This window comes from Leptospira haakeii, from assembly GCF_002812045.1.
In the GTDB taxonomy this organism is placed as follows: Bacteria; Spirochaetota; Leptospiria; order Leptospirales; family Leptospiraceae; genus Leptospira_B; species Leptospira_B haakeii.
In genome coordinates, this window is sequence record NZ_NPEG01000001.1 from 263,953 (window position 1) to 287,128 (window position 23,176).

The window sequence follows — 23,176 nt, forward strand, 5'->3', positions numbered from 1 at the left end:
TCCCCTGGGCGCTAGTGCCCTTGAGACAGAACTTATTAAACGGCTCTTATACGGGAAGAACTTTACGAGGCGAGCATACAAAGCCGGCCGTCTTTCAAGAAGAACGGCCGGATAAACTTTGAAAATATTCGATTACATTCCCGAGCTTGCGTATAACTTCTTTAAATCAGCAGCTATATTCTTTTGCATCGCTTCGTTTGTTCCACCACCGATAGATAGTAAGATCGCATCTCTATGTAATCTTTCTACGGGGTATTCTCTACAATAACCGTAACCACCCAAGACCTGGATTGCATTTCTGGAAACTCTTTCTGCCATTTGGGTAGATACAAGTTTCGCAGAAGCGGCTCCGAGTGAGTTCCGATTTTCAGGATGTATTTTAGAAGCAACATCATATACCAATGCTCTAGCTGCTTGGTAATCTGCATAAGACTCTGCGAGCAATCTTTGGATCTGTCCAAATTCTATCAGTTTTTTATCGAAAGCTTCTCTATGAAGAATAGTATATTCACACATCACATCAATACAACGTTTTGCAATTCCTAAAGACTGGGCAGCAAGAGTTACTCTTTCAATCTCCAGGTTTCTCATCATATGAGTCAAGGCTCCATCTTCCGCACCTATCAAATTTTCCGCAGGAACTTCTAGGTTTTCGAAAATTAATTGGGTTGTAGGAGAAGACCTCATTCCCATTTTTTCTTCTTTTTTACCGAAGCTGAATCCAGGAAAAGAGCTTTCTACTATGAAGGAAGTAGTTCTACGAGAGTCTTTACTTGTTTTTGCATATACTAAGAATACCTGGCCTACGATACCGTTCGTGATAAACTGTTTCCTACCGTTTAACACAAATTTGTCGCCCTTACGAATCGCAACGGTTGTCATTCCGAGAACGTCCGTCCCTGCTCCAGGCTCTGTCATTCCCATTCCACCGACCCATTCTCCGGAGAGAACCTTAGGCATATATTTAGCTCTTTGAGAAGTATTGCCGCTATGATAGAAATTGTTTACGAAAAGTACTTCATGAGCTAAATATGATAAAGTAAATCCAGGATCATAAGCGGAAAATTCCTCATGTATGATCACACTTGCAACAGGGTCTAGCCCCATTCCTCCGTCTTCCTGCGGAACAGTGACTCCAAAAATTCCTAATTCAGCCCCTAATCTACGAAACAGATCCTTATTAAAGGATTCTTCGTCGTCATGATCCTTTGCTTGTAGGTCCAGATTCTCTTTCGCGAAAGCGCTTACATTTTCTCTCAAGGAAAGATGATCATCAGTTGGATTATATAGATCTATTTTTTTTTCTTGGATTCCTTTCATTCTAGTTCCCTATTCAGTTTCAACTTAAGTATTTGAAACCCGCTGTAAAATGCAACCGAGTTACTGAACTTAACAATATTAAAGAAGATCAAAATCTTGATCTGCAAATACAAGCTTTACAAATCGAGTATAAGATATTATTTCGTATTAGGCAGTGATTTCCTTGGTAAATTTCTTATTTTTTTTAGGCATCATCTTAAATGTTTATTTTATATCGGTCATTCTTCATAAAAAAGGACTCCCACAACCTTTATCCAGAAACTTAGTCGCCTTTACCCTCTCCATTTTATTAGCGGGATCGATTGCCCTTCTTTTAGTTTCATTCGAATCTTACAAAATCCTGTCAGTGGCATTGATCCAACTTTTAGCTTCCGGATCCTTCATCGGATATATATTCTTCCGCAAGATTGATTTTAGATTAAACCCATTCTCCGGCCGGGGCAAATCGGGAAATTTATTTACTAATATCATTCTGACATTGCTACTCCTAAGTGCTGGAGCAATGTATTCTCTTTTTCCTATCGAGTATATTAAGGGAGATAGAGACCACGGGGTTTATATAGTTTTCGGAAGTAATATCCAGAAAACGGGAGGATTGAATTTTAATGATTTCCGTTACCAGGACCTAACTCAAATCTTGGGGGATAATATCATCCAGGGTTATCCTTCGATCCATTCAGATCATTCCCCTCAGGACCCATCGGCCCCAATCGGCTCCCTCTCTCCTCGTTTCTATCCTCTCTTCCCTACTTATTTAGCCTTATCTGCCGATTTATTCGGATTAGATGCCATGTTCCGAGTAAATTCAATATTCGGAATATTATCCTTAGTTTTTATATTTTTGATCGTGAAAAAATGGATTGGGCCTTGGGGAGCATTGGTTGCAGTTTTTTTCTGTGCGTTCAACCCGGCTCAACTTTGGAACGTAAGAACAACTTTATCAGAGCCATTAGGGCAATTATTGATCATATTCTCTTCCTATTTAGCTCTTTATTTTTTCCGTAAAGATAAAGGGTGGATGGTTTTTGCCGGTGGTATTTTAGGGCTAAGTAACTTCAATAGGATCGATAGTTTAATTTATTTTCCTGCAATTGTAATCTTTGTAGGTTATTTATTATTTTTCAGAAAGAAATCTCTTCAAAAAGGTATAAACTTTCTTTTGGGGTATTCCGCCATTTCAATTCTGGGGGTCCTCTACGGCTATATCAACTCGAAACCTTACATGATTGATCTATGGAAAGGTAACCAGTTACTGAAATTAACATTGTTCTGCGTTTCTTCTTCAATCTTATTGGTCTCTATTTTATTTTTTTCCAATTTAGAAATCGGAAAAAAAACAATCGGATCGATCAAAGATTCAATTCTTAGAAAAAGAACAACCTTTAGAATTCTTTCTTTTACTTTATTTTTTGTATTAATTGCTTTTGGACATTCTATCCAGCCTGTAATCAGCAACGCGGAAGGAATTAATGATGTTTTGTATTTTAAAAAGAATGGTTTTTTATTCTTCCTACTTTATGTTCCCGTTCTTTTAGTCTTATTCGGGATTGGAGGTTATGATCTACTACTCTTCAAAAAGAAATCCTCCGGTTCTTTGGTATTTTTATTATTAGGTTCCCTTCTATCATTTGTTTATTTTTATGATCCGAGCATTAATGCAGATCATTTCTGGGCATCTAGACGTTGGGTTTTATTTCCTATTCCTTTTGCATGTATCATGGGAGTAATCGGACTTTACTCTCTACCTATCAAAAAACAGACAATCAAGTCGGCGTTAATCGTCGTAATCATTGCGGGCTATATATATCATCTTTATAATAGAGATAGATTGATATTCTTCGAAAGAATGTTATCCGGTTATTCCGAAGAATTCGAAAGATTATCAATATCTCTTCCAAGTGAAAAAGCGATTTATTTTACCAAAAAAGAAGACCTTGCCAGCCCTCTTCGTTATCTAAGTGGGAAAGAGACTTATCTCATACACAAAACGCGCCCCTTTTTAGAAAAGGCAAACCAACTGATCAAATCAGGCTGGAATGTATATTTAATTGATGAAGACTTTAATTTAGAAGATGGACCCGTTACTTTAGAAAAAATAGATAAGATCAATTTGGAAGGAAATTATCCTATAGATACTGTAAATCGTTATCCAGATACACTTATATATAGAGGAATCTTCTTACAGGTTTATAAATTAGGAGTAAGCTCCGCATCGGCCCGGGATAAAAAATCAGTTTTTATAGACCCTTCTCAATTCACATATAAGTTAAAGACGGTAAGATCGGAACGTAAGAGCCAACCGGTTGTTTATGAAGAATTAAAAGGTTACGATCATTATATTCCAAAAGATCCGATAGGAAGATTTCGAGCTGAATTCGAAGGAGAAATCCTAGACAAAGCGACTTTCAGTGTAACTGCCAACCAATCTTCTTCCATAATCTTTCCTGAATCCCCAGGAATTGGAGATTCAAAGAAGATGAGTATAGAATTCTCTGTAGAAAATTCTGAAACAGATGATATACAGATCAGATTCCATACCAAAAAGGACAGACAAGCTGTTCTAAAGTCCCTGCAATTATCTAGAATTCCCTGAACGAGGATAAACATGCTGTATTCTGTCGTATTAACTTTGATTTGCCTTCTCGCTTTGGTTCTCGCGGTCCGCAATCTAGGAAAATTTCCTAAAAGTTTAGAAGAGATCCGCTCGGAAATCGAAGCCTCATTTGCTTCCCCTCTTAGCGGAAAGTCTTGGATCTGGTTCTTATTCCTGCTCAGTTTTTTCCTTTTACCATTTTTCTGGGGCCTAACCTTCTTCCTCCAATCGGACGCGAACGTATTGGTTATCATTTTGGGATTATTTTGGATCTATTTTTGGAGCAGAACACTCATTCTGTTTCGATAGGCTAGATTTCCCGAATACGTGCAAAAAAGTAGTTTGCACTCAAGCTTTTCAGAAATTTCGTGTTTATAGCCCTATTTATTTGGAGAACGAAAGTTCATGAAGATCATCGTTTTAGTGAAACAGGTGCCTGACACCGAAACGAATATCAAAGTCGGGGACAAGTCCATCAATGAAGCCGGAATTAAATGGATTATCTCTCCGTACGACGAATTCGCAATTGAAGAAGGACTTAGATTGCGCGAGAAAAATGGTGGAGAGGTTATTGCAGTCTCTCTAGGACCAGATCGCGTTCAAGAGTCATTACGCCAAGCATACGCAATGGGAGCGGACCGTGCCGTTCAGATCAAAGTGGACAACTACGTTCCTTTTGACACCGTTTTAACCGCAGAATTGATCGCAAACTTCGCGAAAGCTGAAAATGCAGATATCATCATCGGCGGACGCCAATCTATCGATAGCGATAGTTCCCAAGTAGTGATCCAAGTTGCAGAAGGACTCGGAATCGCTCATATTTCTTTCGCAGTTAGTTTAGAGATCAGCGGAACTTCCGTAAAAGCTACTAAAGAAGTAGAAGGTGGAACCCAAGTTGTGGAAACCAGCCTACCAGTAGCAATCACTGCTCAAAAAGGATTAAACGAACCTCGTTATCCTAACTTGAAAGGTTTGATGGCAGCTAAGAAGAAGCCAATCGAAACTAAAACGCCTGCAGATTTAGGAAATCCTGCAAGCAAGATTGAAGTAGTGGGACTGGAGCCTCCTCCACCTCGTATTCCTGGTCGCAAGTTAGAAGCGGCTGATGCGAAAGGTTTCGCTGAACAATTAGTAAAAGCTCTTCGCGAAGAAGCTAAGGTTATCTAAGGAGAACACCCGTGAGCAACGTTTTAATCGTAGGCGAACTCAAAAACGGAGAACTCAAAAAGATCTCCAAAGAAATCACTTCCGCTGGCCGCAAAATTGCGGACGCACTCGGAGGAAAAGTAACCGCTCTTCTCATCGGATCCGGAGTTGAAAAATTCGCAGGAGATCTGGGAGCAGTCGGAGCAGACAGCATAGTAACTGTAAACGCAGGTGACTTCAACGCGGAAACTTGGGCGAATTTAGTAGCTGGAGTTATTAAGGAAAAAAATCCTTCCGTAGTTTTAGTTCCTCACACTTCTCAAGGAAAAGATTATTCTCCAAGAGTAGCTGTAAAAGTAGGAGCAGGGATTGTAGCGGATGCAGTAGGTCTTTCAGTAGACGGCGGAAAAGTAGTAGCGAAGAAGCCAATCTATTCCGGAAAAGCATACGGTAACTTTAAAGTTACCAGCCCAATCGCTATCTTCACTGTTCGTCCAAACTCTCAAGAAGTAGTACAAAAAGCTGGAGCAGGCGCTGCTGAAGCTGCAAGTCCATCCGCAGGAGACGCGAAAGTTAAAATCGTATCTTCCGATCTAAGCGGTGGAAACAAAGTTCAATTGGCAGAAGCTTCTATCATCGTATCTGGCGGACGCGGAATTAAAGGACCTGAAAACTGGCCTGTTCTCCAAGGTTTGGCGGACGTTTTAGGTGCAGCTTTAGGAGCTTCCCGTGCTGCGGTCGATGCAGGCTGGATTTCCCATAGCCATCAAGTGGGTCAAACTGGTAAAACCGTTTCCCCGAACTGCTATATCGCATGCGGAATCTCCGGAGCGATCCAGCACTTGGCCGGAATGGGCTCTTCCAAGTATATCGTGGCTATTAACAAGGACGGAGACGCTCCAATCTTCAAAGTAGCTACCTACGGAGTCGTAGGGGACCTTTTTGAAGTCGTACCAGCTCTGACCGACGAGTTTAAAAAAGTACTTGGATAATTTCGTCTAATGAAGCCATAGTAGGAACGATTATGGCTTCATCCAAGGGTATCTTATCCTTTTTGGGTGCCGCAGCTCTACTGGTCTGCGGCACTTCTATTTTATCCGATCCTGGCAAGGAAAGGTTAAGCAGTGTCATCGGAAAGATGGCTGAAATTTCCAGCTTTCGGGCGAGTATTACGATCAATAACGAACTCACCGGAACTCTTTCTTATCAAAAACCAAATCATATACATGTAAAATTTTCCGACGGAAGAGTTATCGCTTCCAACGGACGTTATCTTTGGTTTTATTCCCCTTCTAGAGGAATTGTAGGAAAACAAGACGTAAAAGGTATGACCGGTGGAATGGCCGGCTTACTTTCCGGATACGAAGAAGTGACTCCAGTGGGGGGTTCACTTCGACTAAAATCCGCGACAAGGACTTACGAAGAGATTGTAGTCACTTTAGGTCCGGATAATACTCCTCGTTCTCTCAGAATGAAGAGTAGATCGACCGGAGAATATACCTCCGTAAGTTTTTCCGGAGTCCAAACCGGTATAGGTTTACCAGCGTCTCTCTTCAATTTCGGAGCACCTGCAAACGCGCAAATTGTGGAGAACCCGCTTAACGAGAGGGAATAAGTTTGTCTACTTCTCGCACAGACGCCCATAAGGTCTTCGCTGATCTCTATCGCAAGACACGTTCTCCGGAACATCAACAGAAGATAGACGAAGTCATACAAAAATCGAACGATATATTCATACGTATCGACTTGATGAAAAAAGTCGACGAAGAGTTCGAACAGAAGAAAAAAGAAGAATCAGGCAAAAGACCGGAAGAAGAAGATAAATCTTCCAAGTCATCTCAATCTTCCTCCACTTCTTCTAAAACTGCACCTAAGCCTGTTAAGAAAGCACAAGATGCTGGACCAGGTTTAGGGTTCCTAGCTAACCTGTTTGGTGGAAATGCGAATATTACAAAATTTGCAAAAGACACCGGAACTGTTGAAGTAGGTTTCCTCGGAAGAAATTCTAAGATCGCTCCTTCTGTAGAAAGATTATTTAAAGCATTAAAAGAAGATCAGATCATCTCTACATTACAAGCACTCAGACTTGCGGAAAGCCAAGGCTGGAGACATTGGAGACCTTTGGTTTATAATGTTGTCTTGAATTTTAATAAATTCTTTAATAATTTCATCTCTTTAGATTCACTATTTATCGACGAAATTTCTCCGGAGATCTTTTTGAACAGATCTTTGAAAATGCAGATGTACTATGCTCGTCATCTTTCCAGAAGCGACGCCAGGGATATTATCCTAGGTCATGTTCCGGAGTTAGTGAAGAAGGACGAAAAATTATCCGTAAAACTTCCTTCTATTATCTCCGGGCTGAATTACGGATTAAATTTAGAAAACGGAAGACCTAAACTTACGGATGCGATCCGAGCATTCTATGTTGTTTCTAATAAAAAAGTCATCGGCTGGGAAGAAATATTAGATTCTTTGAATGTTCCTCCGATTAACGAGACCAAATTCCAAGGATCTCCGGACATTACCAAAGAAGTAGAAACAACATTGATCAAATTGTCGGATGATATCCTGACAAGAATGAACAAGAAAGAAGAACTACACGGTTTAAGACAACGTTATTTCAAAATAGACGATAACGGAAAGATCTCTTTCGATTTCTTGAATGGGGTTGTAGACGATTACTTCGCCCATCATATGCCGGAGAATATGAACTCTGCGGCATTCAAGTCTTCCTACAAGGGAATGCCTCATAAGCTGATCCATATACTTCTCCGAGACTTTCAATCCTGTTACACCCCTATTTTAGAAGGAACGGTCAAGATAGGGACAAAAAACCATAACAGAGACGTATTGGTAACCCAACCGGGTTTATTCAAAACGGAGATTGAAGAGATCAATAATCTTTTGAGACAATTGGATGCGTTCAATAAGAAGTATCCTAGCTTCCAGTATACCTTCTCCAATTTTAACCAAAATACTTCCGGCGGATCGGTCGAAGATCAGATCACAGTAAACTTACTAAGATTACTTGCAGAAGCTTCCGCTTTCATGGGAAAATTCGCAGAGAAAATCAACGTATTGGTTGAGAACCATTTATTGGCGAAAGATTATGAAGCGAAAGGACAATTGAACGAAAGAGTTCTAGCCTCAAAAGAAAAAGTACTCGAAGAGGTAAAAGTCCTTCACAGATTTATTCCATATTACGATTCTACGATGGTTTCAGGAAATCGTTTGAACGGTAAAACCTTGGAATACGTTTTTGTAGATATGGCTCAGTTACTTTTTAATTATGCAGTCATTTACAAAGATAAGTTTACCGTAAACAAACTGACTGCTCATAGAAAGTTAGATGCGGAACTAAACGCATTAAAAGCAGAATACGAACGCCTTTCCGGAAAAACTTTCGACGATCCACAAAACCGATTCGCTTCCTCGGAGGAACAATGAGGATATTGACCGGGGTACAACCTTCTGGTAAATTACATTTAGGAAATTACTTCTCTGTTATACGCAAGTTAGTCGATTACCAAAACAAGTCCGATCTATTCTGTTTTGTAGCTGACCTGCACGCTTTGACCACTTTTAGTTCCGCGAAAAACCAAACTGAAAATACTTATGACGCTGTTTGTGATTTTTTAGCATTAGGCATCGATCCTGATAAATGTGCATTCTGGATCCAATCAGAGGTTCCGGAAGTTACTGAACTTACCTGGTATCTAAGTATGTCCATCACTGTTCCTAAATTGGAATTAGCTCACTCTTATAAAGATAAGGTGGCAAAAGGAATCGTTCCGAGCGGGGGGCTTTTCTTTTATCCTGTGCTAATGGCAGCGGACATTCTTGCATTTAATAGCGATAAAGTACCTGTAGGAAAAGACCAAAAACAACATTTGGAATATGCAAGGGATATTGCGGAGAAGTTTAATTCCCAATATGGTGAGACCTTCAAACTTCCTGAACCCGAAATAGACGAGGAGACCGCGATCGTACCGGGAGTAGACGGAGCGAAAATGTCCAAGTCTTACGGAAATACGATCAACTTTTTTGATGATGAGAAGAAGTTAAAAAAATCCGTAATGGGGATTCTAACTGATTCCGCAGGAGTGGACGAAGCAAAGGATTATGAGAAAAGTATAATATACTCTATCCACTCCCTTTTCTTAAATGAATCAGACAAAAAAGATCTTCAGTCCAGATTTACAAATCCTGGAACTGGTTATGGAGATCTGAAAAAAGCATTATTAGAAACTGTATTAGAATATTTCGGACCTTATCGAAAAGAAAGAGAGAAGATCGCAGCAGACCCTGCTTACGTTAGATCCGTCATGAAAAAGGGATCCGACAAAGCAAGAGAGGCTTCTTCTCAGATCCTAGATAATGTAAGAGGAAAGCTGGGAATCGGAATCTCAAAAGTTTCGGTTTAATATCAAATTTTCCAGCGGAATGGAAATTCCGCTCACAATTCAAATTTTTCAAAACAGGTATTCGTATGGGCGAATACTTGGAACAAAACTACCAGGACTGGATCCCTTCTTCTTCATTTTCCTACTTAGTTCTCGGACTTTTATCGACTTTATTTTTAGATGTTTTCTTTCCTGACCTGGTCCTAATTTGGACTGCAATACATTCAATTAGCATAATATTCTTTTCCTTTTTATTCTTCAGTAAAAAGGCCCCATACTTTTCATGGGGAGTGATCCTATTTTTCGCTTTAGCGATCTGCGGTTATACCAAAAGAACCGCTCCTTTTTTAGAAAAATCCGGTTCTTGGAAAAAAGAATTCTCTCAAAAAATCAACCAAACCTTAGATAGAGCAAAAATACAAGGCAGAGCCAGAGAAATTTCATTAGGTTTAGTTTTAGGAGATGCGAAAGGTTTAGATAAAGAGTTCAAGAAAAATGCAAGAGAAGGAGGGATTTTACATCTATTTGCCGCCTCTGGCTTACATTTAGGGATTTTGATCGGCTGTATGTTCGCGGTGCTGAAACGAATTCCATTCTTAGGGTATTATATTCCGAGAATACTTCCCGTATTATTCGGATTATTATATTTGGCCTTTTTGGGTTTTCCAATCTCACTCGCAAGAGCTTGGATATTTTCCGCCTGGATACTTTTACAATCTTTGTTTTTTAGAAAGTCTAAACCTGCAGATCTATTAATTTCTTCAGCAGGACTAGTTTATCTTTGGGATCCTGTTCGCTCATTTGGAGTTTCTTTTTTACTTTCTTTCGGCGCAGTTTCAGGCATTCTACTTTTGCTTCCTTGTTTCCAAAAATGTCTTCCTCCAATACCAGAAGATAAAACGATCTTAAGTAGATTTATCGGATTTTGGAGAGATAATCTTTTAGTTTCCTTATCCGCCGGGATTGGAACATTACCTTCTTTAATTTACTATTTCGGGAGTTATAGTTTCGGATCATTAGGTTTAAATCTGATCTTAGTCCCGATATGTGGGATTTTACTTCCTCTATTATATTTTTCTTTAGTATTGGAATCGCTATATCTGTCCTTATTTGCACAACCTGTATGGAAAATCGTTTTATTCCTTTTAGAAGTTTTAGAAAAAACAACTCTCTACTGGGGAGAATCGGATTGGAATTGGATTCACTATTATAGGGGAAACACAAAGTTTTTCGGATTAGGGATCTGGTTTTTATTCTTACTCTTCTTATTTCTCTGGAAATTGTTTCCCTCTAAAAAAATGGAAAGCTCCAAATTAGATCTTTCTAATTCCGTAAATGATACGACCCATAAAACCTCTCTTCTCAAAAATATTTGGATCGTCGGATTTTGTATCTGCTGCGGTTTTCAATTCTTATTGGCAAATTCTTCCAAGTGGATCAGGCTTCAGGATGTATTCTTTGGAGATCGATTCATCTTTTTCATACAAGAAAAGAACAGATTGATCCTCGCAGGAAAATGTAAGTATAGCTCCAATATTCTTTACAAGTCATTGGGAAAAGATCCGGAAAGATTCTGCAGAAGTTCAAAAACCGTCCACGAGATCTATATAGAACATGAATCCTGCTTAGATTGGGTCTCGGAATGTTTGAAAAAAAATCAAAATCTATCTTTGAAATATGGGGGAAAAGAAAAACCAAAGAGTGCAGGTTTTGAAAATTGGATCTTAATTCCTAAATTAGCAGAATTTCATCTGCCATATCAGGATCAAAAACTGATCCGATTCGAGGTGGGCAAGGATTCACTTCTCATACTAGCAAACCGAACAAAAAAAGGAGAAGGGATCATACTAATCCTTCCAAGATTTGGGATCAAAGAAGATCCAAGAGACTGGAATCAATTCAGAAAACAGCTTGGAATCGCTCCCGGTTGGAAGTTTATTGGAAGTGATGAGCTCCCCGGAATACCCGTTTTATAAACCGAATGTGATCCGGGAATTTTTATCAGAAAGATCCTCTGCTCCTCTCAAAAAATGGGGACAAAACTTTCTTATAGATCCAAACGCAGTAAAAACTTTATTCTCTAGTGCAGAACCGGAACTCTTACAAAAATCTGAACTGATCCTAGAGATCGGCCCAGGTCTAGGAGCACTTTCCCATTTGCTTTATGGGCTAGGGAAAAAACTGAGATTATATGAGATTGATCCGGTATATTATAAATGGTTAAATGAGTTTCTCCCTGGAACTGAGATCATTTTAGGTGATGCAAGAGATACACTATCAGACGGGGAAAAGAGCACCTGTTTTTTATTTGGGAATCTTCCCTATTATATAACTTCTGAACTTATACTTCTTTCTTTGGAAAAATTCCCAAATTTGCAAGGAGCAGTTTTTTTAGTCCAAAAAGAATTCGCTCAAAGGATTACTAAGGAGATTTCCTCTCTTTCAATTTATGCGGGAGCTTACGGAAAATTCCAAAGTAAAAAGACGATCAAAGCAGGATGTTTTTATCCTTCTCCCAATGTAGATTCAAGTGTTCTCACATTTGTTTCAGACAAAAGATTTCCCAAAAAAGGATCCTACCAAGTTTTAGAAATTTTATGCAGAACCTTATTTTGGGGAAAAAGGAAAAAGATAGGCTCTTCTATCAAAGAAGCTCCATTAGATTCCTTTTATCCGAACGGGCTTCCACTCCAGATCTCCGAAGAAAATTTAAGATCTAAATTAAAAGAATGTGTAGAATCTGCAGGAATTTCTTTGGATAAAAGACCGGAAGAATTAAAAGCAGAAAACTTTTATAAGATTGTAGATCTTTTTCAGATTGATTAAAAAGAGCAGAGGAAAATGTCCCCTGCTCTTTTCTCAAAACTAACGATACCTTTCTCGGTCTCGTTGTTGTTGCATTCTTTTTTGCTCTTTGTGGATGGACTTCCACTTCGCTTTCTGTTCTCTGAATTCAACTGAGTTTGGAGCGCTTAAATTCGCAGTCCTTTCCAATTCTCTTTTGAGTTTCAGATAACTTTTGAATCTTTCTTCCGAAATTTTTCCCGAGTCGATCGCAAGTTTTACTCCACAATCAGGTTCACTGATATGAGAACAATCTTGGAATCTACAATTAGAAGCAGCCTCAAAAATTTCAGGAAAGGTTTCTTCCAACCCGGAGCCGTCTGACCAAAGTTGGATCTCCCTCATCCCCGGAGTATCTAAAATCCAAGCACCTGAATCCAAACGGAACATCCATCTATTAGTAGTGGTATGTCTTCCTTTGGAGTCTGATTCCCTAACTTCGTTTACCGATCTGATCTTTTCTCCGATCAATAAATTGAGAAGAGAAGATTTGCCTACCCCGGACGATCCTATAAAAGCGGAAGTAGAACCGTCTTTCCAAAACATTTCTAGTTCTTCCAAACCTTCTTGTTTGTGATTGGAAACTGAGAATACTTCCACTCCAGGGCAAGATTTTCGTACTGTGTCGATCTTCTGCTTTAGCTCTTCTTCTTTGTCTGAATACAAATCTTTCTTTGTAAGTACTACGACCGGTTTAGCCCTACTCTCCCAGATCTGTATCAAAGTCCTCTCTAATCTTCTTGGTTGGAAATCTCCATCTAAACCATGTAGAAGAAAAATTCGATCCATGTTCGCACAGATTGGATCCGGTTTTAAAGTTTCTCCCTTGGTTTTTCGTACGAGTAAACTTCTCCTCGGAAGAACCTTATGAATTAAATATTCTTCTCCACTTAGTTTTGTGACTAGGACCCAATCTCCAGCAACTGGTAAATCCAAACTAGAATCTGCATTAAATCGAAGTGCCCCGGTTAACGTTCCGGTCCCTTCTTCTTTTAAACTTCCTAGTTCGAGACGAAACTCTTGTCCCTGTTCTCCGATAATTCTCGCGGAGACCGGATCAGAGATGCCTAGGTCCTCTGAAATTTTGATAAATTCTTTTTCTCTATCCGCATCCCATACGGATAAATTCAAAGATGGTTTTTGATCCATTTATTTTGCCCAAACCTATAACTATATAGGTAGTCATTCATGTAACTCCCCCGTGATACGAGGGTCCTTTGAGGAAAAGGTTGTAAACAATTAGGCAATCATATGCAAACTTAACCTTAGACTTTCGGGCGTAACGTAAGTTGTAAAGTTTTTTTTGGGAAGAAAAAGGGCTAGCTAGAATGTTTCTGGAAGGCTTTATATTCTTCTATAACCTTCTTACCGAACTCCAACCATTCCTCGTCTTTTTTAAAGCCGAAATGTTGGAGCACTTCCCAGTGAATCGCAGCGGGGTCCGCTTTTCCATCCAGGCATTCTATGATCCAATCGGATAAGTAGACTGCGAATACGACATCTCTGGATTCTTTTTTAGCCATCAATGGTCTATGATGGTATTCAGCAGCTACTTTGATAGTATCTGAGAAATTCCATTTTTCACAGATCATACCTCCTAAGGAAGTATGAGTGATCCCAAGTGCGGCTTCCTCCAAACCGAGGGTAGAAGGTAAAAGTTTTTTGCCGGAGATATCGGTTAACTTTTCGATCGTATCTCCTTCTAAAGAAAGTAAAAGTACAAGTCCTATATTATGGAGAAGTGCGGCGCAAACCAAATTAGTCAGGAATGTTTTCTTCCAGCCCATTCTTTCTCCGAGCCTTCTACAAATATAAGCAGAAAGACTGGACATCTCCCAGATATGCTCGAACTCTTTGTATCTTTCTTCCAGGATCTTTTTTGTTCCAAGGCTTAGAAGAATATTATTTAATTCTGATAAACCGATCAGCTTGATCGCATCGTCAAGTGTTTCGACTTTTCTTCCTTGTGCAAAAGAAGCAGAGTTTGCGAGTTTTAAAATATTGGTAGATAAGGAAACGTCTCTCCCGACTTGTTCGGTGATCTGTTGGATGGAAGAATCGGGCTTATTGATCAGACTCATGATCTGATTTAAGTTTTCCGGGAATGTAGGAAGTTTATCTATCTCAGCGATAATTTCCACCGTACGTTGATACGAAACATTTCGGTGTTTGTAATCTAGCGGAATTTTGATATATGCGGAAGTGATCCCACCTTCTGCCTTTAATTTATAAGAATCAGCTGCAATCCCTTCGTTCTTTAGCATCAAAAGGGACATGGCAAGTCCAAGGCCGGCACCTTCCGAATCGTCGGCGTGATCCGCGAAAACCTCTCCCAGGTCGTTATACTCTTTGCTCTTGCCAATCCTATTCTCTACACGTTTTAATTCTTCCGCAATAATAGGCGCGTTATTGGAAACCCTCATCAAGAAGCTAGTTCTATTGAAAGCAAGAGTGATCAAACAATGGAATTTAACTTTTTCCAACAAGGCGGCGTACCTTTCCTTGTCCTTAATCATTTCTTTTTTGAAATTTGCCATCCCTCTCACGTAATCGTCGGGATTGGAAATGTTCAGATTGTTTTCGGCAAAAAAGATACGTTTGGAATTTGCCTTAACGGCGTTCATCGCACTTTCTCTTAAGATAGAAAAAACGGATTCTTTCAGGGAGATTGCATCCAAATAGACCAGGTACCTGTCCAAAAGAACGCTGATTAATTTATCCACACTTTTGTTCAAGGTGGTAAACCGAATATAGAGAGGATTTAGCTTTTCAATGCGTTCGTTTACGTTACGAACGCTCAGATAGTATCCTTCCTTTTCGAAATGGTACCAGTTTATATTCATTTTCGCTCGGCGGAAGGGCCTGCTATATCCTACTGCTGAGCAGGTTTTGTCAACCCTAGATTAAATTCTCCAAATCCCTTAGGGCCTAAATCTCTTTGTGTCGAGTGCTCAACCATAGAGTGGATTTTAAAATTACGATCCATGCTCCTACTTGGACGAATGAATAAGGTCCGTAGAAATTTTTAGGATCAGCCTTCCCCAAAAAAAGCGCGAAAGAATGATAAAAAACAGTCCCGACCTGGGGCAGAACCCAGTAGATCGTTTTTAGAACGAATTTTTTGACATCGCTTGCTTCTGCAGACATATCGATATTTTGGTTATAGGCTACAAAATCCAAAATGCAGCTGAAAAGTATAAGGCCAAGAGAACTAACGATCGCAAGAGACTGATTTGAGAACAGAGTCACTAAAAGAACCAATAGAACAAAAAACGAATACACCAACATCATGGTTCCCTGATACCAAAGGAACTCCCAAGGGATTTCCAAAGAGAACCAAGAACTGATCCCGAAAGCAAGAAGTACAAATAAAACCACGCATATAAGCAGCGCGAGTCCCTTACTTCCCACATAAGCGAACGGATCCACAGGGCGACTCAACCAAAGAGTATGGACCTGAGAATCCATGTCTTGGCGGAGAAGGTCAGAAGTTAAGATCACCAGAAAGACCAAACTCCAAAAAGAAGTCAGTATAAAATACATATAAGAAGAAACACCGTTACTGGTCTCTCCTCCTACGGATGTAGTACAGGTCCATTCACCTAAAAGGAAAAACCCTAGCAGAGAAAAATAGAAGAAGATTGCCTTACGTCTTAGAACCTGGACGAACGTTAGCCGAAGCAGAGTCCCGGTCTGTCGAAACGCAGAGGAGATAAAAAATTTGAAATCAGTTTGAGAGCTCAATTTGAACCTCCATTTTCAGAACCTTGGGTAAGCCTAAAGAATACGTCTTCTAAAGATTCGGTCTTTCTTTCGTAGAGGAAAATTTCAGCACCCTTCTCCACTAAAATTGCAGGAAGTTTTTTCAGATCCACTTCCGGCTTGGGACGAATTTCCCAGGTCTTTCCATCCTTCTTATGTTCCAAAGAGATCTCTTCCAAATAAGATTCAGGCGCCGATTCCAAACGAATACGTATCCTATCCTTTCCTTGTTTTAATTCGTCCAGTTTGCCCTGAGCCATAAGGTTTCCTTTATGAAGAATACCTATCTCGGTACAGATCTGCTCTACTTCTAATAAACGATGAGAATTTATTAGGATAGTTACCCCTCTCTTCTTATTCTCTTCTAAAATTAATTCTCTGAATTCTTTATAACCTGCTGGGTCCAAACCTGTACCAGGCTCGTCTAAAAGTAAAAGTTCAGGTTCTCCACCAAGTGCATTTGCAAGCCCCAATCTTTGGAGCATGCCCTTGGAGTAAGTGGAAATTTTTCGATCAGCAGCTTCTGCTAATCCTAACTTTTCTAAAAACTCTGTACTTTTCTTTTTAGCAACGGAAGAAGGTATCAATGCAAGTTTGAAACTCGCTTCTAAAAATTCTCTCCCACTCAAATAAGTAGGGACCGCCATTCTTTCCGGAAGATAACCTATCTTAGTTCTAGCAAGAGGAGAAGGTTCCAAACCCAGAACCTTACAGTAACCTTCGGTCTGTTTCGAGAAACCAAGTAAGATACGGACCAAGGTAGTTTTACCCGCTCCGTTTTGACCGAGTAAACCGAAGATCCCGCCTTGCGGAATTTTCAGATCAATTCCTTGTAATGCTTTTACTTTCGGATAAAATTTGCGTAGGTGCTCTATTTCAATTGCAAATTGAGGCATTCAAAAATCCTTAGACCAAGTGCCGGAGACGATAGTTCCATTGCTTCTCGAAGCAATCCTTTTTATTAGAACGCGTACGCACAATTCTACATTTATTCTATGAAGATTATCATAGCCAGACATGGGGAAGCCGATCCCAATTCGGAAGACGGCAAAGATTCTTCCAGGGTGCTCACTCCCAAAGGAATCACGGATATAGAAAAGATGGCCCGGTTCTTTCAGACCGGTTTTAAGATCAAAAAGATCTATCATAGTCCTTATGTTCGCACAAAAGCCACTGCGGAAATTTATTCCAAAATTTTAAGGCCAGAACTAGAAACTGAATCGGCTGAATACCTTCTTCCGGGAGAAGACTATTTTAGGATCTGTCCTCTTCTTAAAGATAATTCAAACTCGGATGCAATCCTTTTAGTGGGCCATAGCCCTGACGTGAGTGTGTTTGCAGAAACTCTTTTGGGAATTTCAGGAGTTGGAAAATCTTTTCTATTCACTCCTGGTTCTGCACTCGCAGTGAATATTCCTCGCGAGAAATTCCAGGGAGGACAGATCATTTGGTTTGTTTCTCCTGATTTTCTTTGTTGATCTTCCTACTTACTTAAGCAAAGACCTATTTTTAAAAACCGGTTTACATAGAGTTCTATCTCGAAAAATTATACAACTGAGGACCGGGGTGTAGCGCAGTGGTAGCGCACTTCTCTGGGGGGGAAGGGGTCGCTGGTTCAAGTCCAGTCACTCCGAAAGTCCTCTTTTTAAACTCCATTCATTCCAAACTCGGAACCTTACACCCCGCTAATTCGTAAAATCTAATGATCGTTCCAGTTCTAGATCCTGATTTGTTTCGATTTAAGATAGTATAAATTATATAATCGTTTTCAGATTTAACTAAGGCACCTTGGAACCAGAAACTTCCTTCCCAAGAACCTGTTTTTCCATACACTTTAGCCGATCTATCCGTACATTCGGACCAGAAAAGGGTCTTTTTCCATTCTTCCATGATATCCTTACTAAGCCCATAACCGTTTTCAAAAATTTTGGACCACGAAGAATGTACACTCTTAGGAGTTAATTTGATCTTACCCCCGTGTTTTAAACCTGCAAGATCGATCCACCAATCTTGAACATTAAAATTCGATTTAGAATTTTCTAAATAACCGATCTTACGTAATGTAAGATCCAATTTCTCCTTTCCTAATTTAGGAAAAATTTTTTCAAAATAATCATTAGAAGAATAAAACAGCGCATCTCTTAAATCCAAAAGTCTGGGAGAATTAGGAATATGTTTGTCTGCACATTCAATTTTTTCTTCCGGATCAACGATACGATTCTCAATTAAAGATAAAACCAGATACGTTTTAAAGGTAGAAGCAGGAGAATATTCCCTTTTCAGAAATTCGAGTGCACCGTAGGTTTTTTCAGTCTTCGATTTACCTGAACTTACTTGAGTTACAAGGATCAACTCTTCCGAGTTAGTTGTTATGGACTTTGGAGAGAGATTTTGAGAATTTAAAGGAGTTAGAAGAAAAAGAAAAGAGAGTTGAAAGAGTAAAAATCGGCCTAGAGCTGAATTCTTTCCCTCTGAAAATTGAAACATGATCGTTTCCTATTCGAGGGGAAAAATCCGCCCATCATTTCTTTAAAAATTGTTTTAAGATATTCTCACGAATTTCTTCTATTTTAACGATTCCCCAAGCCAGAGGAACTTTGAATTTTAACGCGTTATCGCTCAGGTCCTTTTCTCCCTGTGCTTTAAGCTCGTCGAATCTCTGCTCCACCTTCTCCTTTCCATCGTTTAAGTCCTGGAGAAGTTTATCGAAAATCTCTTTCGAAGTCTGGACGGCCCCAATCCCGGCATTGATTATATCGTTTAGTTTTTGGTTGTCCATGCCTTGCTATTCCTTTTTAACTCCATTTTTATGCACTGCACAAAAATTGCAAGAATAAAATTCCTGCCCGGGCATTGAATCTGATTGCCAGTGCCGGATTTAAGGCAGATCTTGGGACCCCATGCGAGTTTCCATCCTACCCTTAGTATTCGTCGTTTTAGGCCTATTTTTCAGTAATTGTTCCGGAGATATCAAAGATATCCCTTTAAAAGGCTGCTCCAAGATTTCAGGAATGCCCGGCCCGGAAGATTTAGCAATCGATAGAGATGCAGGCTTATTATATGTATCTTCCCACGAAAGAAGGATCAAAGATCAGGAAGGAAAACTTTACTTTCTGGATCTGAATTCTTCTACACTCGAACCCAAACTATTAGAAACTGAATATCCTAAAAATTTCAGACCTCATGGGATGAGTCTTTTAAACCAAAACGGAAAGTACAGATTGTATGTGATCTCTCACATCACATTATACAAGGAACATTCTATAGAAGTTTTTGAAAGAACAGAAAAACCTTCTGCAAAATCGAAGGCAGGAAAATGGAAACATATCCAAACTCTGCAAGATCCTTTGGTTACAAGTCCTAACGATCTGTCAGTTGCATCTGAAAATGAAATTTTTGTTTCTAATGATCATGGAGAAGGAGGATTTATGCTCTATCTATTCCATGACCTTTTTAGAATGAAACGTTCTGAGATCGCTTATTACGACGGAAAATCTTGGTCTTCTTTAGGGAATCCCGTCTCTTTAGGAAATGGAGTCCTTTACGTAAAAAGGGCAGATGGAAAAGAATTTTTATACAGATCCTCGTTTAACGAAGGTACTGTTTTAAAATTCGATATCAAAAGAGAAAACGGAAAAATCGCATTAGGAGAACCTAAATCGATTTTACTCGGAAGCGGACCGGACAATCTAGAGATAGACGAAAAAGGGACTATATTCACTGTAACTCACCCTTCCGTTATGAAATTCCTAAAACATGCAAGTAATGGAGAATCCCATTCTCCTACGAAAATATTTACGATTTCTCAGGATGATTCTATCAAAGAAATTTTTTCTAACTCCGGTGAATTGATCTCCGCTGGAAGTACCGCACTTTCGTATAAGGAAAGAGTTTATATCGCTCAAGTATTCAACGATTTTATTTTACAATGCCAATTATAAGAACGTAATACTAGGATTGTCAGTCTAAGTCATAGATGTCGGAAGAAATCGCAAAAACACCGAAACAATCCGCTGCGGAGACCAGACATATCGTTATGCCTGATCATACCAACCATTACGGTACCCTTTTCGGAGGGACCTTAATGTCTTGGATAGACTTGATCGCGGTCATGGTCGCTCAAAGACATTGTGGAAGAGAAGCTGTCACTGCGAGTGTAGACAAGCTGAATTTTCTAGAGCCGATCTCTTTGGGTGATCATGTGATCCTAAAAGCTTCTGCGAATTATGCGGGAAGATCTTCACTGGAGATCGGCGTACAGGTCTCTAAGGAAAATCCTTATACCGGAATAGTGACTCGCGCAACTACTGCCTACCTTACCTTTGTAGCATTGGATGAGAATAAAAAACCCTGTCCTATTCCTAAAATAAAACCGGAGACGGAAACAGAGATCAGAAGATACGAAAATGCGATCTTAAGACAAGAGGCAAATCGCAATCTTGTTAAAAAGATCAAGGATAACGGAAAAGTTTAATTATCTTCTACGGTATACTTCTGCTTCTACATTTGCTACTTTTCTAAGTGTAGAAGGTTCGGCAGTAATCTTGAATTTTCTGAATTTGGAAGAATTCTCTTCTAAATAGGTCTGAACGAATTCATTTCTTTTTTGGCGGTCCGAAAATACGAAAGTATCGATTGAATCCAAGGTTTGGACAAAATCTTCTTTAGGGATAGGAAGCTCTCCAGGGATAAACTCAAGAATTTTCAAATTCGGATATTCTTTTTGGATATGGAAGTATGGATCCGGAATTGCTTGTAGATACATCTTTTTAGAACCTTTCAGCTCCGGTCCCAAAACCTCATAGAATCTATCTTTTAGATCGAATTCCGGGTTTCCGAACCCAATCCTTTTATAAGCATTCACTAAAATTGCTATATTGGAAAATACTAATATAGCTGCGATGAACTGAACTCTTCTGCTCCTGATCCTTTCAAAAAAGAATCCTCCTAAAGCTGACAGAGGGATACATAAATACATTACATAATAATATTCAGTGGATAAGATCAAAAAAAACAGAATGGAAACAGTCCATGCAGAGAAGAAAAATGCGGATTTCGGTTTGTCCTTAATCTCCCCTCTTACCACCCATAATCCATATGCGAGAGCTAAATAAAAGAATAGTCGTAGGCCCGGAGATTCATACCCGCCTAATAATACTTTGATCTTTGTTATCGGAGAGAAGGATTGGAATAGATCTTTTTTGCGTCCGAATTGTGCTCCAAACTGGTAGAAAAAAATTTCCCAATCTGGATGGATCCAAATTCCCCATGCGAGGATTGGTAAAGCACCGCCCAGCCAAAACATCCAAACCTTCCATGCTTTTGCTTGGTGGATCAATAATAATGCAGGCACTCCGAAGATCGCACCGAATGGATGTGATAAAAATGAAATCCCTAAAAAGGATCCGGATAAGAATGCTTCATATTGATTGAGCGGAACTTGTCCCTTCCATCTTGCTTTTCTTGCAAGTACTAGTAAGGATAGAAGTGCCCAAAACAAGCACAGAGCTTCCATTCTCGCAGTCCAACCCACTCTTAAGAACAGTAGATCAGTAAATAAAAGTAAGGAAGCACCTAACCTTGCTATCGGAGAATAATCGAAAGTTTTTAGAATAAACCAGAAAACCCAGATACTCGCAATGGATAAGATCGCAGCGAATAATCTTAGGACTTCGAGTCCTTCTCCCCAAAATCGAACGACCCAACCGTTTAATAAAAAGAAAACCGGCGGCATCCAAAGTGTTTTGGTTTCCATTCCTTTTACTAAACCTTCCAACACTTCTGTCCGGAAGAGTCCATTTCTCGCAAAGTCTAAGGAAGGCGAATAGAATAAGACCTCATCAGGCCATACTGGTGGGAACTCCAACCCGGAGATTCTAAATATCAAAAGAGAAAGTATGGATAAAAAGAAAAGACCGATGAGTCCGTAAATTTCGGAAGATCGGTCTTCTGTGCTAGCGGGGGAACCCATGATACAAAGCGCCCCCGGCTGATTATTTTAAGGTAGCTAATGCTTCTTGTTCGGTTTCGTAGACTTCGAAAAGATCCAACAATTCCACAACGTCGAAAACTTTTTTAACGTTAGGAGTGATATTACAAAGTTTAAGTTTTCGATTCTGCTTTTCTAGTTCCCGGACCATTCCAACAAAGATCCTGATCCCGGAAGAAGATATATAAGAAATATTTTGCAAGTTAATGACGATATCACCTGTTCCAGCTTGGACATCGTCTAGAAGTTTTGCCTCTACCTCGTCCGAATGAGTGATATCCAGCCTGCCATCTAATTGAACTAGGGTATGTTTCCCTACTTTTTTCGTTTTAATTTCCAAGCTAGGCTCCGAGCGACGATCCATAAGATCAAATTCCGACAAAGAAAATTTCCTTTTTTAGTTACAAAAGGGGAACGGAAAGTTCGCCGTAGACTAAAATAGTGAGGAAATGGGGTTTTACAAGAATTTTTTCCCATCTCCTTTATTCTACTACAGTTGGAAAATCCTAAATTTTGAATATTATGCCGCTGATCCGTTAATTTCCTCCAATGGAAATTTTTTGAGCGGAACCTGCTTGGGTTTCTGGCCTAACAAGTCCTTCAAGGATTTTTGGGAAGAAAGCCCCAACTGTTCCTGGATACTTTCCAGGTCCCAACCCGCCTCGATCAGATGGGAAGCTAAACTTCTCCTTAACCTAAAAACCGAAATCGGAAGACCCGTCATTTCCTCTAACTTAGAAAACATTTTTTGAACCGTCCTGGGACGTAATTTGCCCATCCTACCCGAAAACAAAAAGTCCTCTCCCTGCTTGCCCTGAGAAATAAACCATAAATCCCTTCGTAACGAATATGGAATGGAAGGATTTCTGGGATTTAAAGTCCGGGAATGATGGATCAATATTTTATGATCGGACCAATCCAAATCTTGCACTCTAAGGGAGACCAACTCGGAAAGTTGGAGCCCGAAAGAGTATAACATTCTAAACCAAAGGTAATGATTTTCGTGAGTTCTGGATGCGTTTAAAAGCGACCGGATCTCTTCCTTATTTAAGGCCGGCCTGCCCTCAAGCGGAGCTTTGGTTCCGCTTCTTTTCTCTTTTTTCATTCGAATACCCT

General features: G+C 39.7%; 22 protein-coding genes and 1 tRNA gene. 13 read left to right on the top strand and 10 right to left on the bottom strand.

From position 1 onward, the window contains the following. Window positions 1-132: 132 nt before the first annotated feature. Entirely contained in the window at window positions 133-1,320 is a 1,188-nt protein-coding gene (locus CH377_RS01330; RefSeq protein WP_100722039.1) for an acyl-CoA dehydrogenase family protein, read from the bottom strand. 154 nt (window positions 1,321-1,474) lie between these two features. Here CH377_RS01330 and CH377_RS01335 point away from each other — a divergent pair, with 154 nt between their 5' ends. The 9 genes from CH377_RS01335 to rsmA all read left to right on the top strand — a co-directional run bounded on the left by CH377_RS01335 (window position 1,475) and on the right by rsmA (window position 12,291). Beyond that, a complete protein-coding gene (locus CH377_RS01335; RefSeq protein WP_100722040.1) occupies window positions 1,475-3,913 on the top strand; it encodes a glycosyltransferase family 39 protein in 2,439 nt (812 codons plus the stop codon). 12 nt (window positions 3,914-3,925) lie between these two features. After that, window positions 3,926-4,222, top strand: coding sequence for an LIC10362 family protein (locus tag CH377_RS01340; protein ID WP_100722041.1), 297 nt, complete (start codon window positions 3,926-3,928; stop codon window positions 4,220-4,222). A 96-nt stretch (window positions 4,223-4,318) separates the two neighbouring features. Further along, complete coding sequence (locus CH377_RS01345) at window positions 4,319-5,080, top strand: electron transfer flavoprotein subunit beta/FixA family protein (RefSeq protein ID WP_100722042.1); 762 nt, start codon at window positions 4,319-4,321, stop codon at window positions 5,078-5,080. An 11-nt stretch (window positions 5,081-5,091) separates the two neighbouring features. Further along, entirely contained in the window at window positions 5,092-6,051 is a 960-nt protein-coding gene (locus tag CH377_RS01350) for an electron transfer flavoprotein subunit alpha/FixB family protein (protein WP_100722043.1), read from the top strand. 32 nt (window positions 6,052-6,083) lie between these two features. After that, a complete protein-coding gene (locus CH377_RS01355; RefSeq protein WP_100722044.1) occupies window positions 6,084-6,674 on the top strand; it encodes a LolA family protein in 591 nt (196 codons plus the stop codon). 2 nt (window positions 6,675-6,676) lie between these two features. Then, window positions 6,677-8,509, top strand: a complete 1,833-nt coding sequence (locus CH377_RS01360; RefSeq protein WP_100722045.1) for a hypothetical protein — start codon at window positions 6,677-6,679, stop codon at window positions 8,507-8,509. Beyond that, window positions 8,506-9,486 carry a tryptophan--tRNA ligase gene (gene trpS, locus CH377_RS01365; RefSeq protein WP_100722046.1) on the top strand — a complete coding sequence of 327 codons (981 nt, stop codon included), beginning with the start codon at window positions 8,506-8,508 and terminating at the stop codon, window positions 9,484-9,486. The genes CH377_RS01360 and trpS overlap by 4 nt, the downstream gene beginning before the upstream one ends. A gap of 65 nt (window positions 9,487-9,551) precedes the next feature. Further along, a complete protein-coding gene (locus tag CH377_RS01370; RefSeq protein WP_100722047.1) occupies window positions 9,552-11,441 on the top strand; it encodes a ComEC/Rec2 family competence protein in 1,890 nt (629 codons plus the stop codon). Continuing rightward, window positions 11,413-12,291 (top strand): 16S rRNA (adenine(1518)-N(6)/adenine(1519)-N(6))-dimethyltransferase RsmA, encoded by an 879-nt coding sequence (gene rsmA, locus CH377_RS01375; RefSeq protein WP_165780440.1) that lies wholly within the window; start codon window positions 11,413-11,415, stop codon window positions 12,289-12,291. The genes CH377_RS01370 and rsmA overlap by 29 nt, the downstream gene beginning before the upstream one ends. A gap of 39 nt (window positions 12,292-12,330) precedes the next feature. On the opposite strand, the gene rsgA is transcribed toward rsmA, so the two are convergent. From rsgA to CH377_RS01395, 4 genes are all read right to left on the bottom strand, one after another. Then, entirely contained in the window at window positions 12,331-13,458 is a 1,128-nt protein-coding gene (gene rsgA / locus CH377_RS01380) for a ribosome small subunit-dependent GTPase A (protein ID WP_100722049.1), read from the bottom strand. Window positions 13,459-13,628: 170 nt separating this feature from the next. Beyond that, a complete protein-coding gene (locus tag CH377_RS01385) occupies window positions 13,629-15,152 on the bottom strand; it encodes an HDOD domain-containing protein (protein WP_100722050.1) in 1,524 nt (507 codons plus the stop codon). Window positions 15,153-15,237: 85 nt separating this feature from the next. Further along, on the bottom strand, window positions 15,238-16,053 hold the full coding sequence (locus CH377_RS01390; protein WP_100722051.1) for an ABC transporter permease: 816 nt from the start codon (window positions 16,051-16,053) through the stop codon (window positions 15,238-15,240). Beyond that, complete coding sequence (locus tag CH377_RS01395; protein WP_100722052.1) at window positions 16,050-16,967, bottom strand: ABC transporter ATP-binding protein; 918 nt, start codon at window positions 16,965-16,967, stop codon at window positions 16,050-16,052. Before CH377_RS01395 ends, CH377_RS01390 begins: the two co-directional genes overlap by 4 nt. Window positions 16,968-17,066: 99 nt before the next feature. Between CH377_RS01395 and sixA the strand changes: the two genes are divergently transcribed. Together sixA and CH377_RS01405 are read left to right on the top strand one after the other, a co-directional pair. Continuing rightward, window positions 17,067-17,549 carry a phosphohistidine phosphatase SixA gene (sixA, locus tag CH377_RS01400; protein WP_100722053.1) on the top strand — a complete coding sequence of 161 codons (483 nt, stop codon included), beginning with the start codon at window positions 17,067-17,069 and terminating at the stop codon, window positions 17,547-17,549. Window positions 17,550-17,633: 84 nt separating this feature from the next. Further along, window positions 17,634-17,705, top strand: a tRNA-Pro gene (locus CH377_RS01405). A 22-nt stretch (window positions 17,706-17,727) separates the two neighbouring features. Here the strand turns inward: CH377_RS01405 and CH377_RS01410 are convergent. Continuing rightward, window positions 17,728-18,558 (bottom strand): penicillin-binding transpeptidase domain-containing protein, encoded by an 831-nt coding sequence (locus CH377_RS01410; protein ID WP_100722054.1) that lies wholly within the window; start codon window positions 18,556-18,558, stop codon window positions 17,728-17,730. A gap of 34 nt (window positions 18,559-18,592) precedes the next feature. Beyond that, complete coding sequence (locus CH377_RS01415; protein WP_100705174.1) at window positions 18,593-18,850, bottom strand: LIMLP_16025 family protein; 258 nt, start codon at window positions 18,848-18,850, stop codon at window positions 18,593-18,595. Window positions 18,851-18,971: 121 nt separating this feature from the next. On the opposite strand from CH377_RS01415, the gene CH377_RS01420 reads away from it, so the two are divergent. Together CH377_RS01420 and CH377_RS01425 are read left to right on the top strand one after the other, a co-directional pair. Then, window positions 18,972-20,012, top strand: a complete 1,041-nt coding sequence (locus tag CH377_RS01420; RefSeq protein ID WP_100722055.1) for an arylesterase — start codon at window positions 18,972-18,974, stop codon at window positions 20,010-20,012. A 35-nt stretch (window positions 20,013-20,047) separates the two neighbouring features. Beyond that, complete coding sequence (locus tag CH377_RS01425) at window positions 20,048-20,545, top strand: acyl-CoA thioesterase (RefSeq protein WP_100722056.1); 498 nt, start codon at window positions 20,048-20,050, stop codon at window positions 20,543-20,545. Here the strand turns inward: CH377_RS01425 and CH377_RS01430 are convergent, their stop codons facing one another. The 3 genes from CH377_RS01430 to CH377_RS01440 all read right to left on the bottom strand — a co-directional run bounded on the left by CH377_RS01430 (window position 20,546) and on the right by CH377_RS01440 (window position 23,165). Further along, the gene (locus CH377_RS01430; protein ID WP_100722057.1) at window positions 20,546-22,042 is read right to left on the bottom strand and encodes a glycosyltransferase family 39 protein; all 1,497 of its coding nucleotides are present in this window, start codon (window positions 22,040-22,042) and stop codon (window positions 20,546-20,548) included. 22 nt (window positions 22,043-22,064) lie between these two features. Beyond that, entirely contained in the window at window positions 22,065-22,400 is a 336-nt protein-coding gene (locus tag CH377_RS01435) for an STAS domain-containing protein (protein ID WP_020769420.1), read from the bottom strand. A 180-nt stretch (window positions 22,401-22,580) separates the two neighbouring features. After that, a complete protein-coding gene (locus tag CH377_RS01440; RefSeq protein WP_100722058.1) occupies window positions 22,581-23,165 on the bottom strand; it encodes a tyrosine-type recombinase/integrase in 585 nt (194 codons plus the stop codon). Window positions 23,166-23,176 lie beyond the last annotated feature (11 nt).

Bases quoted from the DNA above. Each gene is read 5' to 3' on its own strand.
- CH377_RS01395 (WP_100722052.1), bottom strand. From the start codon at position 16,967: ATGCCTCAATTTGCAATTGAAATAGAGCACCTACGCAAATTTTATCCG.
- CH377_RS01370 (WP_100722047.1), top strand. From the start codon at position 9,552: ATGGGCGAATACTTGGAACAAAACTACCAGGACTGGATCCCTTCTTCT.
- CH377_RS01330 (WP_100722039.1), bottom strand. From the start codon at position 1,320: ATGAAAGGAATCCAAGAAAAAAAAATAGATCTATATAATCCAACTGAT.
- rsmA (WP_165780440.1), top strand. From the start codon at position 11,413: ATGAGCTCCCCGGAATACCCGTTTTATAAACCGAATGTGATCCGGGAA.
- CH377_RS01420 (WP_100722055.1), top strand. From the start codon at position 18,972: ATGCGAGTTTCCATCCTACCCTTAGTATTCGTCGTTTTAGGCCTATTT.
- CH377_RS01340 (WP_100722041.1), top strand. From the start codon at position 3,926: ATGCTGTATTCTGTCGTATTAACTTTGATTTGCCTTCTCGCTTTGGTT.
- sixA (WP_100722053.1), top strand. From the start codon at position 17,067: ATGAAGATTATCATAGCCAGACATGGGGAAGCCGATCCCAATTCGGAA.
- CH377_RS01425 (WP_100722056.1), top strand. From the start codon at position 20,048: ATGTCGGAAGAAATCGCAAAAACACCGAAACAATCCGCTGCGGAGACC.
- CH377_RS01415 (WP_100705174.1), bottom strand. From the start codon at position 18,850: ATGGACAACCAAAAACTAAACGATATAATCAATGCCGGGATTGGGGCC.
- rsgA (WP_100722049.1), bottom strand. From the start codon at position 13,458: ATGGATCAAAAACCATCTTTGAATTTATCCGTATGGGATGCGGATAGA.
- CH377_RS01385 (WP_100722050.1), bottom strand. From the start codon at position 15,152: ATGAATATAAACTGGTACCATTTCGAAAAGGAAGGATACTATCTGAGC.
- trpS (WP_100722046.1), top strand. From the start codon at position 8,506: ATGAGGATATTGACCGGGGTACAACCTTCTGGTAAATTACATTTAGGA.
- CH377_RS01410 (WP_100722054.1), bottom strand. From the start codon at position 18,558: ATGTTTCAATTTTCAGAGGGAAAGAATTCAGCTCTAGGCCGATTTTTA.
- CH377_RS01430 (WP_100722057.1), bottom strand. From the start codon at position 22,042: ATGGGTTCCCCCGCTAGCACAGAAGACCGATCTTCCGAAATTTACGGA.
- CH377_RS01345 (WP_100722042.1), top strand. From the start codon at position 4,319: ATGAAGATCATCGTTTTAGTGAAACAGGTGCCTGACACCGAAACGAAT.
- CH377_RS01440 (WP_100722058.1), bottom strand. From the start codon at position 23,165: ATGAAAAAAGAGAAAAGAAGCGGAACCAAAGCTCCGCTTGAGGGCAGG.
- CH377_RS01355 (WP_100722044.1), top strand. From the start codon at position 6,084: ATGGCTTCATCCAAGGGTATCTTATCCTTTTTGGGTGCCGCAGCTCTA.